Origin of the sequence: Stenotrophomonas sp. S39 (genome assembly GCF_016624665.1) — a bacterium.
In the GTDB taxonomy this organism is placed as follows: Bacteria; Pseudomonadota; Gammaproteobacteria; order Xanthomonadales; family Xanthomonadaceae; genus Stenotrophomonas.
Genome location: NZ_JACVTT010000055.1, coordinates 1 through 17,919 on the forward strand (window position 1 = coordinate 1; position 17,919 = coordinate 17,919).

The window sequence follows — 17,919 nt, forward strand, 5'->3', positions numbered from 1 at the left end:
AGTAGATCCACGCCATGCGTGGATGACCGTCGACCAGCCCGGACGCGCAGGCGGCGTAAGGCCCATTGATCCACGCGTGGCGTGGATCTACCGCAGCGCTTCCAGCAGGACCTCGGGGCGGAGTTCCAGGCCCGCCAGATCAGCATTGAAATTGACACCGGCCAAGGCACCGTCGCGCTGCATGCCCGGCAGCCAGCGCTGCATGAAGGCCTCCAGCGCAATGACGGTAGGCACGTAATCCGCCCACTCGTCCACCGCATGCCGTGCGGCATATGCACGGTCGGACCAGAACACCAGCACGTCCTCGTCGCCGTCATTGGAGGGGCAGTACGCCCAGCCGCGCGCCTCGCTGCGCAGGCCCCACACCTCGCCATGCTCGCGCACGCGGCGGATGAAGCGCTGTTTCAGCAGTTCCATGTCAGCCGTCAGATGCAGGCTCATGGCAGCCACGCGTTCATCATGTCGTACAGCGAGGGGAAGAGCATCTCCACCTCCCCCTCATCGTGCAGGTAAAGCATGATTTCACCTCGGGCAGATATCAGAACAGGATTACCGGCACCGTCATCGGAAACAGCCAGCGCAGTGCGCAGGTGATCCGACACGTCGCCGCCGTAACGCTCACGGAACCCCAGGGTCAGCTCGGTCACGGTCTCACGCCCGATCAACGAACCGTTCGCGAACGCGTGAATATCCACGCCGCCGAACGAACCGCCGAAGTGCTTGATGAAGGCCACGTACTGCGGCGCAAACACGGTACCGAGTATCTGCTGGGCCGCTTCGATCTCGGCGTCCGTTGCCGGTTGCCCGCGCAGGCTGGGATGCTCGGCCAGCAGAGCTTCCACCCTGGCAACCAGTTCGGGCGGCATTGGCTCGCACCCATGATCCTCAGCCACCGGTGTACGGCCCCTCACCCGGCATCACCTCCAGCAGCGCGCGGGTGATCACCCGCGGGTACACCGTCAGATGGTCCTCGCCCTCGATCACCACGTTGTCCACCTGCAGCTTGCGGCCACTGCGCTGCAGCTGCGCAGTGAAGTCCGCGGCCTGCCGCAGCATGTCGTTGCCGGTTGAATAGCGCGGCCCCGGCTTGACGGTTTCGTAGCTGCCCACCGACAACAGCACGCGGGTCGGCTGTGCCGGGATGACGGCACTGTCCTGCATGCGCGGCAGCAGCAGTTCGTCGAACCACAGCGAAGGACTGGACAGGATGTAGGTGCTGAACAGGTCCGGCTGGGTGGTGAGCACATAAGCGCCAAACAGCGCGCCATAGGAATGGCCGGCAAACGCGCGTCGCGCCGGATCGGTGCGGTAGCGCGTATCGATCATCGGCAGCACCTCTGCGGCCAGGAAGTCGCGGTAATGCTCGGCACCGCCGTAGGTGACGTCATCACTGTAGTAACCGTCAGCCTTCCGCACCGGATCGCTGGGCGTGTAATCACGCGAACGGCTCTGCTTGGAGGTCAGGCCTTCCTGCGGCGGCAGCCCGACCAGGATGAAGTTCTCGATGTTCACGCCCTGCTGCCCCACCAGGTTGCGCACGCTGCGCACCAGCGGAAAGCTGTACAGCGCATCGGTCACGTACAGCACCGGGTAGCGCTTTTCAGGGTGTGCGGCGTAGTCGGCCGGCAGGGCAACCCAGATCGGGTAGTCGCGGCCGACCGGGTCGTGCACGCGCAGCGCTTCGGTATCGGGCAGCACCACGCCAGGTGTGGCGGCTGCTTCTGTTGCCGGGTCCTGCTTCGCTGTGTCCTGCCCTGCCGGCGGTGACACCGACATCGCGCACCCGGCCAGTGCCAGGCACATCACCGCACTCCATCCACGTCCGTGCTTCATCCGCGTTTCTCCTGTGGCCATCGGCGCGATCAAGGCTGCGCCGGCGGGTGCGCCGGGAACAGCGTGCGCAGCGCCTGCAGCGCCGCCGGGTGGTAGATCGTGCCGTGGGTTTCCTGCGGGAACGGCTGATAGTCGACCTGCAGGGAGGGCGAGGCGCCGTGCAGCAGCGTGCTTAGTTGCTGCGCAGTCTGCGCCAGCTCCGGCTGCCCGCTGCTGGCCAGGAACACGCGCGGCGTGGCCTTGGCCACCGCCGGCAGCAGCTTCGGCGCCGAGGCCAGCAGCGCGCCCTTGTTCCACCACAGGCTGGGGTCCAGCGCGATGTAGCTGTTGAAGAGGGTCGGCTCCTGCAGCAGCGTTTCCACCACGAACAGGCCGGCCAGCGACTCGCCGATCAGCGCGCGCTCGTCGGTGGTCGGGTAACGCTGGCGCACCTGCGGCATCAGTTCGTCACGCAGGAAGGTGCGGTAGGCCGCCGAGCCGCCAATGCGCGGTGCGATCTTCCTGTCTTCCGGGTCGCTGCTGGGGCCGGTCATGTCGCGGCGGCGCTCGGTGTTCTCGATGCCCACCAGCAGGAACGGGCGCATGCTGTCGTTGCCGCTCAGCAACTGCACCAGGCCGGCCACGTGCAGGAAGTCCTCACCGATGCCACCGTCAGACATGTACAGCACCGGCAGCGGTGTCTTCGGGTCCAGGCCCCAGGGCTGCGGACGGTACACGTTGATGCGGCGGGTTTCACCCAGCGCCTTCGATTCGAGGGTGAAGGCTTCACCGATCACCAGCGGCGTGGCCGGCGCTGCCTGTGCAGCCGGTGCCGGTTCGGCAGCCCACAGCGGCGTCGCAGCGACGGCGGACAACAACAGCGACAGCACGATCAAGCGCATGAAGCAACCCGTCCTGGGAAAGATGCCGAGCATAACGCGCTCTTGGCGGCGATGGCGCTGCGCGATGCTACCCTGCATCGTTTCCTACAAGGAGTTGGAACATGGGTGGATTCAGCATCTGGCATTGGCTCATCCTTCTGGCGGTCATCCTGATCCCGCTCGGCATAGTCGGCGTGATCGCAGCGATTGTCCTCAACCGACGCAAGTAGATCCACGCCATGCGTGGATGCCCCACCACGCGACATCCCCCGGTAGAGCCGAGCCCACGCTCGGCTGCCGTTGGCGCAGCAACAGTCGCCCCACCCCTGTCGCATCTGCACTGAAAATCAGCCGCCAGACGCGCTCGCCCGACCGCCTTCGAAAGAAATATTGAAGCCAGCCATACACGAGCAGCTTCACACCGAATGGCCCGCACACTGCGATTTACGCCATTTCTCAGCGCGATCCGCCACGCGTTCCAGTAGATGCGTCGCGTCCTGTCGTTTGCTGCGCCAAACGCGCCTGCGACAATAGTTGTAAGCGCCTGCACTCGGCGGAGTTTCAGAAAACTCCGATTGAAATCCAGGCGCGGGCGTAACCAACATGCTGTGCCACCGACAACGGGTGGCACCGGGCCTGCAAGCCCGGGGAGACATCAAGCATGTTGTTTGCGCTCACCCGTCGGCACTGTCTCCGGACCGTGCCGGCGGGTGATCCGTCGGCCTCTATGGCGGGCGGTGCGTGGGGGTCTTCGGACCCGCCGGTTAATTGCTTGATGTCTTCCGGGCTTGCAGCCACGTACCGTCCGCCACCCGCATCCGCGCGGTGGCGTTTCCGCCCTAGTGCCGAGGAAAACGAGATGAACCCGCGTCCGCCCCAAGCGTCCCGATCCATCCACACCGTCGTCAACCAGGCCGCCAACGACGGCAACCCCGCGCCCGATCTGAGCACTTTCTTGGGATGTCTCAAACGCATCCGCGATGGAGACGCCGCCGACGGCCTGTGCTGGCCGGAACCCAAGCTGCTGCCCGGCCGCGCGCAGGACCTCGCGCGTGTCGAGCGCGCCGCCGTCGGCATGCTCACCGTGGCGGAAATGCTGCACGCCGCCGAACGTTGCCGCGTGCTGGCAACGCCTGATCGGCACCTGGATGAGGGCGTGGTGGACGGCATGTTGCTGGCCTGCCGCGGCCTGGCCGAACTGGTGTGCCGGGATGTCCGGCCGCAGTAGCTGCATCGCCATCGCACGCCGGCCCCAGCGTGGGCCGGACCGATTTACAGTCAAGTCGTCAACTACAAGGAGGTTTGCATGTTGAATGCACTGATCATCGCCGCACTGGCCGCGGGCCCGGCCGCATCCTCACCGTACGCCGATTGCGTGCTGGCCAACATCCAGCCCGGCCTGAGTGACCGTGCCGTACTGCTGGTGCAGCATGCGTGTGCCGCGAAGTACCCCGACAGTTACGCCGACGCGATTGAGCTTGAGCGCCGACACAGTGTCCAGCGACAGGCACAGTTCGATGCGGATCATGCTGCGGCGGCGCGGTCTGCCAATGCGGCTGCTGCTGCCGCGCAGGCGGCGGCAGATCGCAGTGCGGCGCAAACCAAGGGGGCCGACCCGAAGTAGGCCACGTTGCATCGGTGGCCGATCAGGCCGGATGGGTCCGCGCTGACGCGCGGACCACATCATCAAGCGGTGTTGCGCAGCGGATTGCCGCGCAACGCTGAAGCCTGGCGCGGGCTCAACCCGCCGAGCAGGCGACGTCCATCACCGCGGCATTCAGTGTGCCCGCATGCACCGGCACAGGATCGAGCGGCCTGGGTTCGCCCCCGAGATACTCGTTGTCTGCGCTGAGTTCCAGACTGGAGAGATGGGCCACGGTGTGCTTCTTGCAGTCATAGCGTGATCGGACATCCATGTATCGGGTCCGCGGGTGAACCTTGAGATCGTCGGGTACGGTATCAAGGACCTGGCGGATCGACAGCGTGACGGTGTCACCCTCACGCCGCAGCTTCTGCTGCCTGTCGATATAGGTCTTGGATGACGCACTGCTGCCCAGGTAGTACCAGCGTTCTGGAGGATTGACCCCGTCTGCTCTTGCTGATGCCGGCGTCGCCGCATTCCCCTGCGTTGCGCCCGATTTTTCGGCTGCCTGGACCGACGTAGTGCCCAGGGCCACCGTGGCAACAAGCATGGCGCCAACGCGCTTCAATTCAACAAACGTCATGTAATTACTGCTCCTTGCTACGACATGGGGGGCGCAAGTATGCCGTTCGAGCGGGCCGCAATTTCCACTCTTGCCTGAATAGCCTACCTTTCGAGTTCGCGGCGCGACTTGATCAATCTGCGCAGAAGCTGGTCAGCACCCGCATGAGATCCGGGCTACGCTTCTTTGCGCCGTTCGACGGATATGAGTCAGAGCGCGACCAACCGACACCCTCACCAGGCTCTCTCCGTGCTCGATCGCGCCTGCCTGGTCGGCACCTTGGCCAAGCCCAACACTGAGCGTGTGGCATGAACAGCCGGGCGCCCCAGAAGGGCGTTTGCGGAGCAAAAAAAAAGACGCCTCAGGGGCGTCTTCTCTTTGCATGCATTGGTGGGCCGTGATGGATTCGAACCATCGACCAAAAGATTAAAAGTCTTCTGCTCTACCGACTGAGCTAACGGCCCGTGCATGCCCTGCCTTTCGGCGGGGTCGGCATTTTAACCTACTTTGATGGCTGGGTGGGAAGGCAAAAGCGTGCGAACCAACGGTTCGCACCCACCACAGCACACCGGTAGCGCCGGGCCATGCCCGGCGGAGGGCGTGCGAACCAACGGTTCGCACCCACCACAGCACAGCGGTAGCGCCGGGCCATGCCCGGCGGAGGGTGTGCGAACCAACGGTTCGCACCCACCGAGGGGCCGTCAGGCGTACAGCGTCGGGTCGGCTACGCCGGCATCGGCGAAGCCCTGCGCGCGCAGGCGGCAGGCATCGCAGTGGCCGCAGGCGGCGCCATTGGCGTCGGCGTTGTAGCAGGACACGGTCAGGCCGAAATCCACGCCCAGGCGCACGCCTTCAGTGACGATCTGCGCCTTGCTGAGGAACTGCAGCGGTGCGTGCACGGTGATGCCCGCCCCTTCCACACCCGACTTGGTGGCCAGGTTGGCCAGCGCCTGGAAGGCGGCGATGAACTCGGGGCGGCAATCCGGGTAGCCCGAATAGTCCACGGCGTTGACGCCGCAGAAGATGTCGTTGGCACCCAGCACTTCGGCCCAGCCCAGGGCCAGCGACAGCATGATGGTGTTGCGCGCCGGCACGTAGGTGACCGGGATGCCCTCGCCGCCCGCTTCGGGCACGTCGATGTCATCGGTCAGGGCCGAGCCGCCGATGCTGCGCAGGTCTACGTCCACGGTCTTGTGGGCGATGACGCCCTGGGCCTTGGCCACGCGCACGGCGGCGTCCAGCTCGGAGGTGTGCCGCTGGCCATAGCGCACGCTCAGGGCATGCACGGCAAAGCCCTGTTCCTGGGCCATGGCGATGACGGCGGCTGAATCCATGCCGCCGGAGAGAAGCACGACTGCCTTCTTCATGGGTAAAACATCCGGTTGGGAGGGGAAAGCCAGCACGCTGTCCCGCGCCGGAACTACATCAGGGCACCACGCCCAGGCTCATCGGCCCGGCTCGTCGTTCCACAGAATCTTGTGCAGCTGCATCTGGAAGCGCACCGGCAGCCGGTCTTCGACGATCCAGTCAGCCAACTGGCGCGCGGTGATCTCGCCCTTGCTGGGCGAGAAGAACACGGTGCAGCGCTTCACCAGGTCGTGCTCGGCCAGCATGCCCTTGGCCCAGTCGTAATCCACGCGGCTGCAGATGACGAACTTGATCTGGTCGCGGGCGGTCAGCAGCGGCAGGTTTTCCAGGCGGTTGCGCGCGGCTTCGGCCGACCCCGGGGTCTTGATGTCGACCACGCGCGACACGCGCGGGTCGACCGCGCTGACGTCCAGCGCGCCGGAGGTTTCCAGCGAGACGTCCATGCCGGCATCGCACAGCTTCTGCAGCAGCACCAGGCAGCGCTTCTGCGCCAGCGGCTCGCCGCCGGTCACGCAGACATGGCGCACGCCCTGGGCCAGCACCTCGGCCACGATGTCGTCGATATCCCACCAGGTGCCGCCGTGGAAGGCGTAGGCCGTGTCGCAGTAGTTGCAGCGCAGCGGGCAGCCGGTCAGGCGCACGAACACGGTCGGCCAGCCGGCGGTGTCGGCTTCGCCCTGCAGCGAGGTGAAGATCTCGGTGATCTTCAGCCGGGGCAGCGGCGACTGCACGATCTCGCTGGGGGTAGCGACGGCGTTGGACGGGGTAACGGCGGTCATGGCAAACAATTCTTCAGGGGACGGGCGACCGATTTGTCGTCGCCGGAAACGAAAGCAGCCGAGCATGGGCTCGGCTCTACAGGGCACCCATTGTACGCCCGGTCAGCGGCTCAGCGGATCTGCCGGCCCAGGCGGATGGACTGCAGGCGGTCCTGCGCGGTGCGCGCGGCGTCCGAGCCCGGGTACTGCGCCACGACGGTTTCCAGGGTCTGCTGGGCCTGGTCGACCTTGCCTTCGCCATACAGCGAGAGGCCAACCTTGAGCAGGCCGCCGGGGGCCTTGTCGTGGGTGGGATAACGCGAGAGCAGTTCGCGGAACTGGGTCTCGGCCATCGGGAAATTGCGGGTGGCGTAGTAGCTCTCACCCAGCCAGTACAGCGCGTTGGGGGTGTAGACGCCGTTCGGGTACAGCTCCAGGAAGCTCAGGAACAGCTGCGCCGAATCATCGTACTTGCCGGCCTTCAGCGCATCGAAGGCGACGTTGTACGAGGTGCGTTCGTCACCGGTGGCCGCCAGGCTGCCCGGGTCGCCGTGCACCGAAGGCGGCCGCTCGGAAGTGGCCGCTGCAGTGGGCTGCGCCGGGGCCGCGGGGGCCTTCGACGGGGTTGCCGGAACGGGCGGCAGGGCGGGCGCTGCATTGCCCCCTTCCAACCGGTTCAGGCGGCCGTCCAGATCCAGGTACTGGTCCTGGGAGGACTGCTTGAGCTGGGCGTTTTCGTGCTGGATCTGCTCGAGGGTCGACTGCAGGCTGGTGACCTGCTGGCGCAGCTGGTTGATCTGGTTCAACAGGTCCTGGTTGGCACTGTTGTTGTACATCTGCTGCTCGAGGGAACCGACACGGTCGGCCAGGCTCTGCCGCTGTGCGTGCGCCGGTGCGGCAGCCACGAGGGCTGCCGCAACGACCAGCATCAGTTTGATGCCAATGCGCATGGATTACTGCGCGGTGTAGACGATTTCGACGCGACGGTTCTGCGACCAGCAGGACTCGTTCGACTCGGTGCAGACCGGACGCTCTTCACCGTAGGACACGACGGTCAGCTGCGAAGCCGAGCCACCGTTGGCCTGCAGGGCCGAGTTGACGCCGTTGCCACGACGCTCGCCCAGGGCCTGGTTGTACGCGCGCGAACCGCGCTCGTCGGTGTGGCCCTGCAGGGTGATGCGCGAGGACGGACGGTCACGCAGGTACTTGGCATGGCAAGCCATGATCGCCTGGAATTCCGGCTTCACGTCTTCCTTGTCCAGATCGAAGTAGACAACGCGCTGACGCAGGCAGGCGTCGGTGTCCAGGTCGCCCGGGCCGTACAGGCCGGAGGTGGACGGACCGGTCGGGGCGGTGGTCGAGGTGCCGGTGTCAACCGGGGCTGCCGGCTCTTCCTTCACCTTCTTCGAGCAACCGGCCAGGACGGCCACAGACAGCAGGGAAACAAGCAGAACGCGGGTGGACTTGTTCATGGCAATACCTTTGTGGCTCCTAGGCCGATGAGGGGTCAATACAGCGAAAATATTAACACTCTTTTAGCGCTGGGTACGGTATGGCGACCATGCCGGTTCGCGCACATCACCATCGGCCAGCACCAGGCGCTGGCGGACACGCCCATCCGCCGAGACGGCATACAGCACGCCACGGCCACCTTCGCGCGCGGCGTACAGCACCATGCTCGCGTTCGGGGCGAAACTCGGCGACTCGTCCAGCGAGCCCACCGACAGCGTGTTCCAGCGCGCGGAGCCCAGCGAGCTGTCCATCACCGCGATCTTGTAGCTGTTGCCCGAGCCCTGTGCCACGGCGATCTTCTTGCCGTCGTAGGACACCGAGGGCTTGGCGTTGTAGTTGCCCTGGAAGGTCACGCGCTCGGCACTGCCGCCGCCGGCGCCCACCTTGTAGACCTGCGGACGGCCGCCGCGGTCGGAGGTGAAGTACACCGCACTGCCGTCCGGGGCCCAGGTCGGCTCGGTATCGATGGCGAAGTGGTTGGTCAGCTGGGTCAGCTGCTTGCTGCCCAGGTCCATCACGTAGATTTCCGGATTGCCCGAACGCGAGAGGGTCAGGGCCAGCTTGCGGCCATCCGGCGAGAAGGCCGGGGCGCTGTTGATGCCGCGGAAGCTGGTGACCAGCTCACGGGCGCCGGTGGAGATGTTCTGGATGTAGATGGCCGAGTTGCCACGCTCGAAGCTGACATAGGCGAGCTTGCCGCCATCCGGGCTCCACGACGGCGACAGCAGCGGCTCGGCCGAGCGGACGATGGTCTGCGGGTTGTAGCCATCCGAGTCGGCGACCATCAGCGCATAGCGCATGGCATCGCCCTTGCCGCTGGCGGTGACGTAGGCGATGCGGGTCCAGAAGGCACCGCGCACGCCGGTGATCTTCTCGTAGATGGCGTCGGCCATCTGGTGGGCGACGTCACGCATGGCGTTGCCGCGGGCGGTCATGGCCAGGCCCAGCAGGCGCTCGCCCTTGGGCACGTCGAACAGTTCGTATTCGACGCGGTAGGCGCCGGCACCGGCGTCCATCACACGGCCGACCACGATGTAGTTCTGCTTCAGCGCGCGCCAGGTCGGGAACTGGATCTCGCCGCCACGGGTCGGCTTTTCCACGATCTGTGCTTCGGGCAGCGTGCGGAACTGGCCCGAACGCTCCAGGTCGGCGCGGACGACGCCGGCCACATCGGTCTGCGGGGCGCCGGCCGAACCCTGGTAGGGCATGGGCACGACGGTGATCGGCAGTGCGGAGGCATTGCCGCCGATGATGTCGATATCCAGCCCCTTCTGCTGCGCGAAGGCAGCGAAAGGCAGCAAGAGGGCCGCAAACACGGCAAGCCAGCGAGGCATCTTCTTCATGGAGCGCTCAATAAAGGGGAAACCGGACAGATGGATAACAAAACGGGGGTGAACCGCTTCGCAATCATGAACCAAGGGTACGTGAATTCCGGGTCAGTACGCGCCCCGTCTCTCACGCCCCGTTAACTTCATGGCGAACGTCAGCCGGGCAGCCCCACCGGGGCCACCCGGATACCGGCCTCAGCGATCCTGGGCGGTAAAGGTGAAGTTGATGGTGCGGGCGAAGACCGACTCGAACCCCCGGTACGGCAACGGCTGGGCGTTCAGCACGGCCGCTTCGATCGAGCGCTTGCCAGCCTCGTCGTAGGGGCAGCTACCGCTGACCGTCGCGCTGCGCACCGTGCCACCGGGCAGCTGGTTGATGGTGATCTGGCACTTCTGGCCCAGCGGCACGCTGTCCGGACGGCTCCACGATGCCAGCACCTTCGCCTGGATGGCGGCAGCGTACTTGGCCGAAAGATCGTCACTGGTGCCGCCACCACCGGCAGCCGGCTGCGCGGCACTGGTGCTGCCGGCCGGGGCCGCGCCTGCGGCGTTGCGGGCCGCAGCCACCTGGCGCAGCTTCTGTTCGGCCAGCTTGGCTTCCTTCTCGGCCTGCTCGCGCTTGGCGCGGATGTCGGCGATCTTCTTCTGCCGCTCGGCCTCGGCCTTGTCGGCCGCCACCTTCTGCTGGTCGGCGATCTTCTTCTTGGCGTCTTCTTCCTGCTGCTTGGCCAGGCGTGCCTTCTGCTCGGCTTCTTCCTGGCGCTTGCGTTCGGTCAGGTCGATCTGTTCCTGGCGGCGCTTGGCTTCCTGCTCCTGCTTGGCCTTCTCCTGCGAGATGGCCAGGGCGTTGGCGGCATCCTGGTCCTTGGTGTCCGGCTGGGCCACGCGCTCCTGCGCCTGTTGCTGCTGCGGCGTGGGCGCATCCTGCGGGCGCGGCGCCTCGATCGGCTGCGGCGGCGGGATGGTGTCTTCGGGCACGGCGACCGGTACCGGCTCGGGCACCGGCTGCGGCAGGTCTTCCAGCTTTTCCGACTGGCGCAGGGCCTGGCGCGCGGCGGCGGCCTCGGCGGAGGACAGCGCCAGGCTGGCCTCGACCGACGGATCGCCGGCGGCGGCTTCGGTGTTGCGTTCCGGCGACCACAGCCAGGCCACGATGAAGACCAGCGCGACCAGCAGGTGCACCAGCACGGCCAGGCCCAGGGGCAGGCCCCAGCCCGGTTCCTGCTTGTGCGGCGGTGGCAGGGTGTCAGCGTGCATCGGTGGCCAGGCCTACCTTGTCGACTTTGGCGCGCTTGATGACATCCATCGCCGCGATGACCTTTTCATAGGCCACGGCACGGTCGGCGGCGACGATCACGCGCACGCCCTTGTCCTGTGCGGCGATGCCGGCCAGGCGGCCTTCCAGTTCCTCGGCGCTGACCGCGACCGGCTCCTTGGCGTCGGGCAGCTTCAGGCTCAGCTGGCCGTCCTCGCGCACCGAGACGATCACCGGGTCCTGCTTGCTTTCCAGCGCCTTGGCGTTGGACTGCGGCAGGTCGACATCGAAGCTCAGGGTAAGCAGCGGCGCGGTGACCATGAAGATGATCAACAGCACCAGCATGACGTCGATGTAGGGAACGACGTTGATTTCCGATTTCAGCTTGCGGCGCTTGCGGCGACCGATGGCAGCGGACATGGCTTGGACTCCCGGGTCAGTCGCTTACTCGTCGCCAGCGCTCTGGCGCTGCAGGATCGAGCTGAACTCTTCGGCGAAGGTCTCGAACCGCACCGACATGCGCTCCACGCGGGTGGTGAAGCGGTTGTAGGCCCACACCGCCGGGATGGCCACGAACAGGCCGATGGCGGTAGCGAACAGCGCTTCGGAAATGCCCGGCGCGACGGCGGCGATACCGGCCTGAGCGCCGCTGCTGATCATGTCGTGCATGGTGACCATGATGCCGAACACGGTGCCGACCAGGCCCACGTACGGGGCGGTGGAGCCGATGTTGGCCAGCAGTTCAAGGTTGCGCTCGAGCTGGTCCACTTCACGGGTATAGGTGGTGCGCATGGCGCGCTGGGCACCTTCCAGCTGCGCGCGGCCATCCAGGCGGCGCTTGTCGCGCAGGCGGCTGTATTCGCGGAAGCCGGCTTCGAAGATGGCTTCCAGACCGCCGACATTGCGGCTGCGGTCGGTGGCCGAGCTGTACAGCTTGCCCAGGTCGGCGCCGGACCAGAAGCGGTTCTCGAACTCGTCGGCTTCGCGGGTGGCCTGCTTGAAGACGCGGGCCTTGCGGAAAATGATCACCCAGCTGACGAACGAGCCGACCAGCAGCAGCAGCACGATGATCTTCACCGGCAGGCTGGCCTTGGCCATCAGTTCGAGGTAGTTGATGCCGCCGCCGGTGGTGGCCTGGGCAAGGGTCTGGGTCGCGGCATTGCTGACATCGGCCGGCAGTGCCTCGGTGACCGTGGCCTGCAGGGCCAGGAGCGTTGCGATCATCCGTTGTTCCTCAAAGTTCGGATTCGGGGTGGAGGTAGGGTTGCAGCGCGGCAAGGACGGGTTCGTCCATGCCACGCGGGCGGAAACTGGCCGCGTCCAGTGCGGCGATGCGGACCTGGGCCGACAGCAGCAGTTCGCCGTCGCGCTCGACCCGCTGGTCGAAGACCATGCTGGCCTTCTTCAGCTGGACCAGGGTGGCGCTCACCTGCAGGGCGTCATCCAGCCGGGCCGGCTTGATGAAGTCCATCTGCATCGAACGCACCGCGAACACCATGCCGTGCTCGCTGCGCATGCGCTCCTGGCCGTAGCCCAGCGCGCGCATCCATTCGGTCCGGGCCCTTTCCATGAAGGCCACGTAGCGGGCGTGGTAGACCACCCCGCCAGCGTCCGTATCTTCCCAGTAAATGCGTGTCGGCCAACTGAATCGGGGCTCAACCGACATCGGGAACCTCCGCAAACAGGTCCTGGGGCGGGTTTTTGGGCTTCAGGCCCATGTGCCGGTAGGCCTTGTGGGTGGCCATGCGGCCGCGCGCGGTGCGCACCAGGAAGCCCTGCTGGATCAGGTAGGGTTCAACCACGTCTTCCAGCGTGCCGCGCTCCTCGGACAGGGCCGCGGCGAGCGATTCGATGCCCACCGGGCCACCGTCGAAGTAGTCGACCATGGTCTTCAGCAGGCGCCGGTCAAGCTCGTCGAAGCCTTCCGGGTCGACCTTGAGCATCTTCATGGCGGCCTGTGCGACGGCTTCGTCGATATGGCCGCCGGCCTTGACCTGGGCGTAATCACGCACGCGGCGCAGCAGGCGGTTGGCGATACGCGGGGTACCACGCGCGCGGCGGGCGATCTCCCCTGCCCCGTCGGCGGTGCAGTCGATGGCCAGGATGGCCGCCGAACGGCGCACGATGCGGGTCAGTTCCTCGACGCTGTAGAACTCCAGCCGCTGGACGATGCCGAAGCGGTCGCGCAGCGGCGCGGTCAACAGGCCGGCGCGGGTGGTGGCGCCGATCAGGGTGAACGGCGGCAGGTCGATCTTGATCGAGCGGGCCGCGGGGCCCTCGCCGATCATGATGTCGATCTGGAAGTCTTCCATCGCCGGGTACAGCACTTCCTCGACGACCGGCGACAGGCGGTGGATTTCGTCGATGAAGAGCACGTCGTGCGGCTGCAGGTTGGTCAGCAGCGCGGCGAGGTCGCCGGCTTTCTCGATCACCGGGCCGGAGGTCACCCGCAGCGCCACGCCCAGTTCGTTGGCGATGACATGGCTGAGGGTGGTCTTGCCCAGGCCGGGCGGGCCGAAGATCAGCACGTGGTCGAGCGCGTCGCCACGGGCCTTGGCGGCCTGGATGTAGATTTCCATCTGCTCGCGCACCGGCGCCTGGCCGAGGTAATCGGCCAGTCGCTTGGGTCGGATGCTGGCGTCGGCGGCGTCATCCTCGCGGGTGGCGCCGGCGCCGATGATGCGATCGTCGGTCATGCCGTGATTATGCGGTAAATGGGTGCATTCCGGGGCCGGAAGCACGGTAGTGCCGGCCGCTGGCCGGCAACCCCATGAGCATTTGAGGCATCGCGGGATGCCGGCCAGCGGCCGGCACTACCAGATCGATCGGGGTCAGATCTCGACCTGGGCACCCAGTTCGACCAGGCGGTTGCCCGGGATGCGGAAGAAGCCGGTGGCCGGGGCGGCATTCCTGTGCATCAGCGCGAACAGCTTGTCGCGCCAGATCGGCATGCCGCGGTTGGCGGTGGCGACGATGGTCTCGCGGCTGGCGAAGAACGTGGTGTCCATCGGGTCGAAGTAGATGCCGCCGTGGTCGCACGAGCGCATCAGCGCCAGCGGCACGTCCGGGGTTTCCATGAAGCCGAAGCGCACATAGACCCGGTAGAACTCGTCGCCTACCGATTCGATCTTCAACCGCTGCCCTTCCATCGCATAGGGGATGGGCAGGGTTTCCACGTGCAGGAACACGTTGCGCTCGTGCAGCACCTTGTTGTGCTTGAGGTTGTGCATCAGCGCATGCGGGGCCACGGTCGGGTCGGCGGTGAGGAACACTGCGGTGCCCGGCACGCGCACCGGCGGCGCCAGCATCAGGCCCGGCAGGAAGGTGTCGATGCGGATGCCGTCCTTGCGGATCTCATCGCGCAGCAACTCGCGGCCACGGCGCCAGGTGCGCATCATGGTGAACAGGAAGATGCCCAGCACCACCGGGAACCACGCGCCCTGCAGCAGCTTGGCGCCGTTGGCGATGACGAAGCCCAGGTCGATGATGAAGAACACCACGCACAGGGGCAGGATCCAGTTGCGCGCCTTCGGCCACAGCGAGCGGGCCACCAGGGCCAGCAGCAGGGTGTCGATGAGCATGGTGGCCGACACCGAGATGCCGTAGGCCACGGCCAGGTTGGACGAGCTGCGGAACGCCAGCACCAGGCCGATGACCATCACCGCGATGCCCCAGTTGATGCCGGGGATGTAGATCTGGCCGATGGTGTCGTGCGAGGTGTGCTTGATGCGCATGCGCGGGATGTAGCCCAGCTGCATCGCCTGGCGCGACACCGAGAACGCACCGGTGATGACCGACTGCGAGGCGATGACCGCGGCCATGGTGGCCAGGATGATCATCGGGTACAGCGCCCAGTCCGGCACGGCCTCGAAGAATGGGTTCTTCACCGCCTCCGGATGGTTGAGCACCAGCGCGCCCTGCCCCAGGTAGTTCAGCACCAGGCATGGCAGCACGAAGAAATACCACGCATGACGGATGGGCTTGGCGCCGAAGTGGCCCATGTCGGCGTACAGCGCTTCGCCACCGGTCACCGCCAGTACCACCGCGCCGAGGATGAAGATGCCGTGCCAACTGTGGTCCATGAAGAAGCGGATGGCCCACCACGGGTTGAAGGCCTTCAGCACTTCCGGTGAATCGACGATGTTGTAGATGCCGATGGCGGCCAGCGATATGAACCATATCGAGGTGATCGGCCCGAACAGCTTGCCGATCTTCTCGGTACCAAAGCGCTGCACCGCGAACACAGCCAGCAGCACCACGACCGTGATGGGCACGATGAAGGCATGCAGGCCCGGGGCCGCCACCTCCAGGCCTTCCACCGCGCCCAGCACGGAAATGGCCGGGGTGATCACGCCGTCGCCGAAGAACAGCGACGCACCGAAGATGCCGAGGATGCCGACCACGTACGCCGAGCGCGACCCGTTGCGCAGGGTGCGCTGGGTCAGCGCCATCAGCGCCATGATGCCGCCCTCGCCGTCATTGTCGGCGCGCATGATGATGGTCACGTACTTCAGCGTGACCACGATGTTGAGCGCCCAGAACGCCAGTGACAGCACGCCGAGCACGGTGTCGTGGTCGCTGTTGAGCCCGTAGTGCGGCGAGAACGCCTCCTTCAGGGTGTACAGCGGGCTGGTACCGATATCGCCGAAGACCACGCCGATCGCACCGATGATCAGCGCCAGTCCCCCGGCCGGGGGGGCGTGACCGTGACCGCCAGGGGCGGCTGCGTGCGGGGTTTGACTGCTGGACATGGGACTCCTGGCGAAGCTCAGGCGATTCGTGGAAGGAAAGGAAAACGGATCAGCGCAGCGCGGACTGCAGCGCCTTGCGGATCACGGTGGCCACTTCGTCACCCTCATTGAAGGCGTCGCGGGCCATGCGCGCCGCTTCGGCCGGCTTGTAGCCCAGCTGCTGCAGGGCCACGGTGGCGTCGGACAGCGGATCGGCCGGGGCCGGACCGCTGCCGGTAGGCAGTGCGCCGCCGGCACCGAACTGGGCAGCGCGGTCGCGCAGCTCCAGCACCATGCGCTCGGCGGTCTTCTTGCCGATGCCGGGGATGCGGGTCAGCGCGGTGATGTCACCGGCCTGCACCATGCGCGCGAACTCTTCGACGGTGACACCGGACAGCACGGCCAGCGCGATCTTCGCGCCGATGCCGCTGACCTTCTGCACATCGCGGAACAGGCGGCGCTCACCCTCGCGCAGGAAGCCGTACAGCGAGACGCTGTCTTCCTTCTGCGAATAGTGGGTGTACAGGGTGACCTCGCGGCCGAGTTCGGGCAGGTCGTAGAAGGTGCTCATCGGCGCCTCCAGTTCGTAGCCCACCCCGTTCACGTCCACCACCAGCCACGGCGGTGCCTTGTAGGCGACGATGCCGCGCAGTCGACCGATCATTGCGTGCAGCTCCTCATTTGCGGCCCCAGGCCTGGCGGGCACTGAGCCCCAGGCGGTTGGCCGTCGCCCTTACGTGGGCATGGGTGATCGCCACGGCCAACGCGTCGGCCGCGTCGGCCTGCAGCTTGGTTTTCAGGTTGAGCATGAGCCCGACCATGTGTTGAACCTGTTGCTTTTCGGCGCCACCGCGCCCGACCACGGCCAGCTTGATCTCGCTGGCGGCGTATTCGTGCACCGGCAGGTCGCGCAGCACCACCGCCGAGATCGCCGCGCCACGGGCCTGGCCCAGCTTCAGCGCCGAATCGGGGTTGCGGGCCATGAAGACCTTTTCGATGGCCACTTCGTCCGGCTGGTATTCCCGGCACAGGTCGGCCAGGCCCAGCACCAGCAGCTTCATGCGCTGGGGGAAATCGTCGGCGCCCAGCAGCACCAGCGGCTGGTGGTGCACGTGGCTGACCTTGCCGGCGACGTCGACATCAATGATGCCGACCCCGGTCCGCTGGGAACCGGGGTCGATGCCGAGGATGCGGGTCATGTGGCACTCCTGGCCGGGTGGAACGGGAAACGCTGGCAGGGCAATGGGCTCATGACTGTCCGCGGTGACCGTTCAACGGCCCGCGCCCAGGCCGTCGAGGACGGCTCAGGCGTAGGCGTCGGCGCCGAGATCGGCGTTGGAATACACGTCCTGCACGTCGTCCAGGTCTTCCAGCATGTCCAGCAGCTTCTTCACCTGCAGGGCGACATCGCCCTCGACCTTGATGTCGTTGTCGGCGCGGAAGGTGATCTCGGCGTGGTCGGCGACATGGCCGGCCGCGGCCATTGCATCCTTGACCGCGTTGAACGCGTCCGGGCTGGTGACCACGTCGATCGCGCCGTCTTCCGGGTAGACCACGATGTCGTCGGCGCCGGCTTCGATGGCCGCTTCGGTGATCGCTTCTTCATCGGCACCGGCGGCGAAGTGCAGCACGCCCAGGCGCTTGAACATGAAGGCGACCGAGCCTTCGGTGCCCATGTTGCCACCGCACTTGCTGAACGCGTGGCGGACATCGGCCACGGTGCGCACGCGGTTGTCGGTCAGGCAGTCGACGATGACGGCCACGCCACCGGGGGCGTAGCCCTCGTAGCGGATTTCCTCGTAATCGACGCCTTCCAGTTCACCGGTGGCCTTCTTGATGGCGCGCTCGATCACGTCCTTGGACATGTTCACGCTCAGGCCCTTGTCCATGGCAACACGCAGGCGCGGGTTGTTGTTGGGGTCGCCTCCACCGCCGCGCGCGGCAACGCCGATCTCGCGGATGATCTTGGTGAAAATCTTGCCGCGCTTCGCGTCAGACGCGTTTTTGCGGTTTTCGATCGAGGGACCTCTTCCCATGGGTGTTACCGTCTGGCTGCTTCAGGATCAAGGCG

At 66.2% G+C, this 17,919-nt stretch carries 21 protein-coding genes and 1 tRNA gene; 2 read left to right on the forward strand and 20 right to left on the reverse strand.

Translation table 11 applies throughout. The annotated features are described in order from the left end of the window. Positions 1-87: 87 nt before the first annotated feature. Genes IAE41_RS14315 through IAE41_RS14330 form a run of 4 tightly spaced genes read right to left on the reverse strand, consistent with a single transcriptional unit; the run spans position 88 to position 2,714 of the window. The gene (locus IAE41_RS14315) at positions 88-441 is read right to left on the reverse strand and encodes a DUF2750 domain-containing protein (protein WP_200733570.1); all 354 of its coding nucleotides are present in this window, start codon (positions 439-441) and stop codon (positions 88-90) included. Further along, a complete protein-coding gene (locus IAE41_RS14320; protein ID WP_200733571.1) occupies positions 438-866 on the reverse strand; it encodes an SMI1/KNR4 family protein in 429 nt (142 codons plus the stop codon). Before IAE41_RS14320 ends, IAE41_RS14315 begins: the two co-directional genes overlap by 4 nt. A gap of 19 nt (positions 867-885) precedes the next feature. After that, on the reverse strand, positions 886-1,833 hold the full coding sequence (locus IAE41_RS14325) for an alpha/beta hydrolase-fold protein (protein WP_200733572.1): 948 nt from the start codon (positions 1,831-1,833) through the stop codon (positions 886-888). A gap of 29 nt (positions 1,834-1,862) precedes the next feature. Then, a complete protein-coding gene (locus IAE41_RS14330; protein WP_200733573.1) occupies positions 1,863-2,714 on the reverse strand; it encodes an alpha/beta hydrolase-fold protein in 852 nt (283 codons plus the stop codon). A gap of 838 nt (positions 2,715-3,552) precedes the next feature. On the opposite strand from IAE41_RS14330, the gene IAE41_RS14335 reads away from it, so the two are divergent. Then, complete coding sequence (locus IAE41_RS14335) at positions 3,553-3,921, forward strand: hypothetical protein (protein ID WP_200733574.1); 369 nt, start codon at positions 3,553-3,555, stop codon at positions 3,919-3,921. Positions 3,922-3,999: 78 nt separating this feature from the next. After that, complete coding sequence (locus IAE41_RS14340; RefSeq protein WP_200733575.1) at positions 4,000-4,317, forward strand: hypothetical protein; 318 nt, start codon at positions 4,000-4,002, stop codon at positions 4,315-4,317. Between the two features lie 115 nt (positions 4,318-4,432). Here the strand turns inward: IAE41_RS14340 and IAE41_RS14345 are convergent, their stop codons facing one another. The 16 genes from IAE41_RS14345 to IAE41_RS14420 form a co-directional block, all read right to left on the reverse strand. Beyond that, a complete protein-coding gene (locus IAE41_RS14345) occupies positions 4,433-4,918 on the reverse strand; it encodes a surface-adhesin E family protein (RefSeq protein ID WP_200733576.1) in 486 nt (161 codons plus the stop codon). 367 nt (positions 4,919-5,285) lie between these two features. Beyond that, a tRNA-Lys gene (locus IAE41_RS14350) sits at positions 5,286-5,361 on the reverse strand. Positions 5,362-5,598: 237 nt separating this feature from the next. Beyond that, positions 5,599-6,264 carry a 7-cyano-7-deazaguanine synthase QueC gene (queC, locus tag IAE41_RS14355; RefSeq protein WP_200733577.1) on the reverse strand — a complete coding sequence of 222 codons (666 nt, stop codon included), beginning with the start codon at positions 6,262-6,264 and terminating at the stop codon, positions 5,599-5,601. A gap of 78 nt (positions 6,265-6,342) precedes the next feature. Continuing rightward, positions 6,343-7,044, reverse strand: coding sequence for a 7-carboxy-7-deazaguanine synthase QueE (queE, locus tag IAE41_RS14360; RefSeq protein WP_200733578.1), 702 nt, complete (start codon positions 7,042-7,044; stop codon positions 6,343-6,345). Between the two features lie 110 nt (positions 7,045-7,154). Next, positions 7,155-7,973, reverse strand: a complete 819-nt coding sequence (gene ybgF, locus IAE41_RS14365; RefSeq protein ID WP_079222891.1) for a tol-pal system protein YbgF — start codon at positions 7,971-7,973, stop codon at positions 7,155-7,157. Positions 7,974-7,976: 3 nt separating this feature from the next. Further along, positions 7,977-8,495 (reverse strand): peptidoglycan-associated lipoprotein Pal, encoded by a 519-nt coding sequence (gene pal, locus IAE41_RS14370; protein ID WP_079222892.1) that lies wholly within the window; start codon positions 8,493-8,495, stop codon positions 7,977-7,979. A gap of 63 nt (positions 8,496-8,558) precedes the next feature. Further along, entirely contained in the window at positions 8,559-9,878 is a 1,320-nt protein-coding gene (tolB, locus tag IAE41_RS14375; RefSeq protein ID WP_079222893.1) for a Tol-Pal system beta propeller repeat protein TolB, read from the reverse strand. A 180-nt stretch (positions 9,879-10,058) separates the two neighbouring features. After that, positions 10,059-11,120 (reverse strand): cell envelope integrity protein TolA, encoded by a 1,062-nt coding sequence (gene tolA, locus IAE41_RS14380; RefSeq protein ID WP_108760527.1) that lies wholly within the window; start codon positions 11,118-11,120, stop codon positions 10,059-10,061. Next, complete coding sequence (tolR, locus tag IAE41_RS14385) at positions 11,110-11,538, reverse strand: protein TolR (protein WP_079222895.1); 429 nt, start codon at positions 11,536-11,538, stop codon at positions 11,110-11,112. Before tolR ends, tolA begins: the two co-directional genes overlap by 11 nt. 24 nt (positions 11,539-11,562) lie before the next feature. Beyond that, the gene (gene tolQ, locus IAE41_RS14390; protein WP_079222896.1) at positions 11,563-12,342 is read right to left on the reverse strand and encodes a protein TolQ; all 780 of its coding nucleotides are present in this window, start codon (positions 12,340-12,342) and stop codon (positions 11,563-11,565) included. Positions 12,343-12,352: 10 nt separating this feature from the next. Then, the gene (ybgC, locus tag IAE41_RS14395; RefSeq protein WP_079222897.1) at positions 12,353-12,784 is read right to left on the reverse strand and encodes a tol-pal system-associated acyl-CoA thioesterase; all 432 of its coding nucleotides are present in this window, start codon (positions 12,782-12,784) and stop codon (positions 12,353-12,355) included. Further along, a complete protein-coding gene (gene ruvB, locus IAE41_RS14400) occupies positions 12,774-13,814 on the reverse strand; it encodes a Holliday junction branch migration DNA helicase RuvB (RefSeq protein WP_079222898.1) in 1,041 nt (346 codons plus the stop codon). Before ruvB ends, ybgC begins: the two co-directional genes overlap by 11 nt. 135 nt (positions 13,815-13,949) lie before the next feature. Further along, positions 13,950-15,869 (reverse strand): potassium transporter Kup, encoded by a 1,920-nt coding sequence (locus IAE41_RS14405; protein WP_234455822.1) that lies wholly within the window; start codon positions 15,867-15,869, stop codon positions 13,950-13,952. A gap of 49 nt (positions 15,870-15,918) precedes the next feature. Beyond that, on the reverse strand, positions 15,919-16,512 hold the full coding sequence (gene ruvA, locus IAE41_RS14410; RefSeq protein ID WP_005410756.1) for a Holliday junction branch migration protein RuvA: 594 nt from the start codon (positions 16,510-16,512) through the stop codon (positions 15,919-15,921). Between the two features lie 13 nt (positions 16,513-16,525). Then, positions 16,526-17,047 (reverse strand): crossover junction endodeoxyribonuclease RuvC, encoded by a 522-nt coding sequence (ruvC, locus tag IAE41_RS14415; protein WP_200733579.1) that lies wholly within the window; start codon positions 17,045-17,047, stop codon positions 16,526-16,528. Between the two features lie 105 nt (positions 17,048-17,152). Continuing rightward, complete coding sequence (locus tag IAE41_RS14420; protein WP_200733580.1) at positions 17,153-17,884, reverse strand: YebC/PmpR family DNA-binding transcriptional regulator; 732 nt, start codon at positions 17,882-17,884, stop codon at positions 17,153-17,155. Positions 17,885-17,919: the final 35 nt, after the last annotated feature.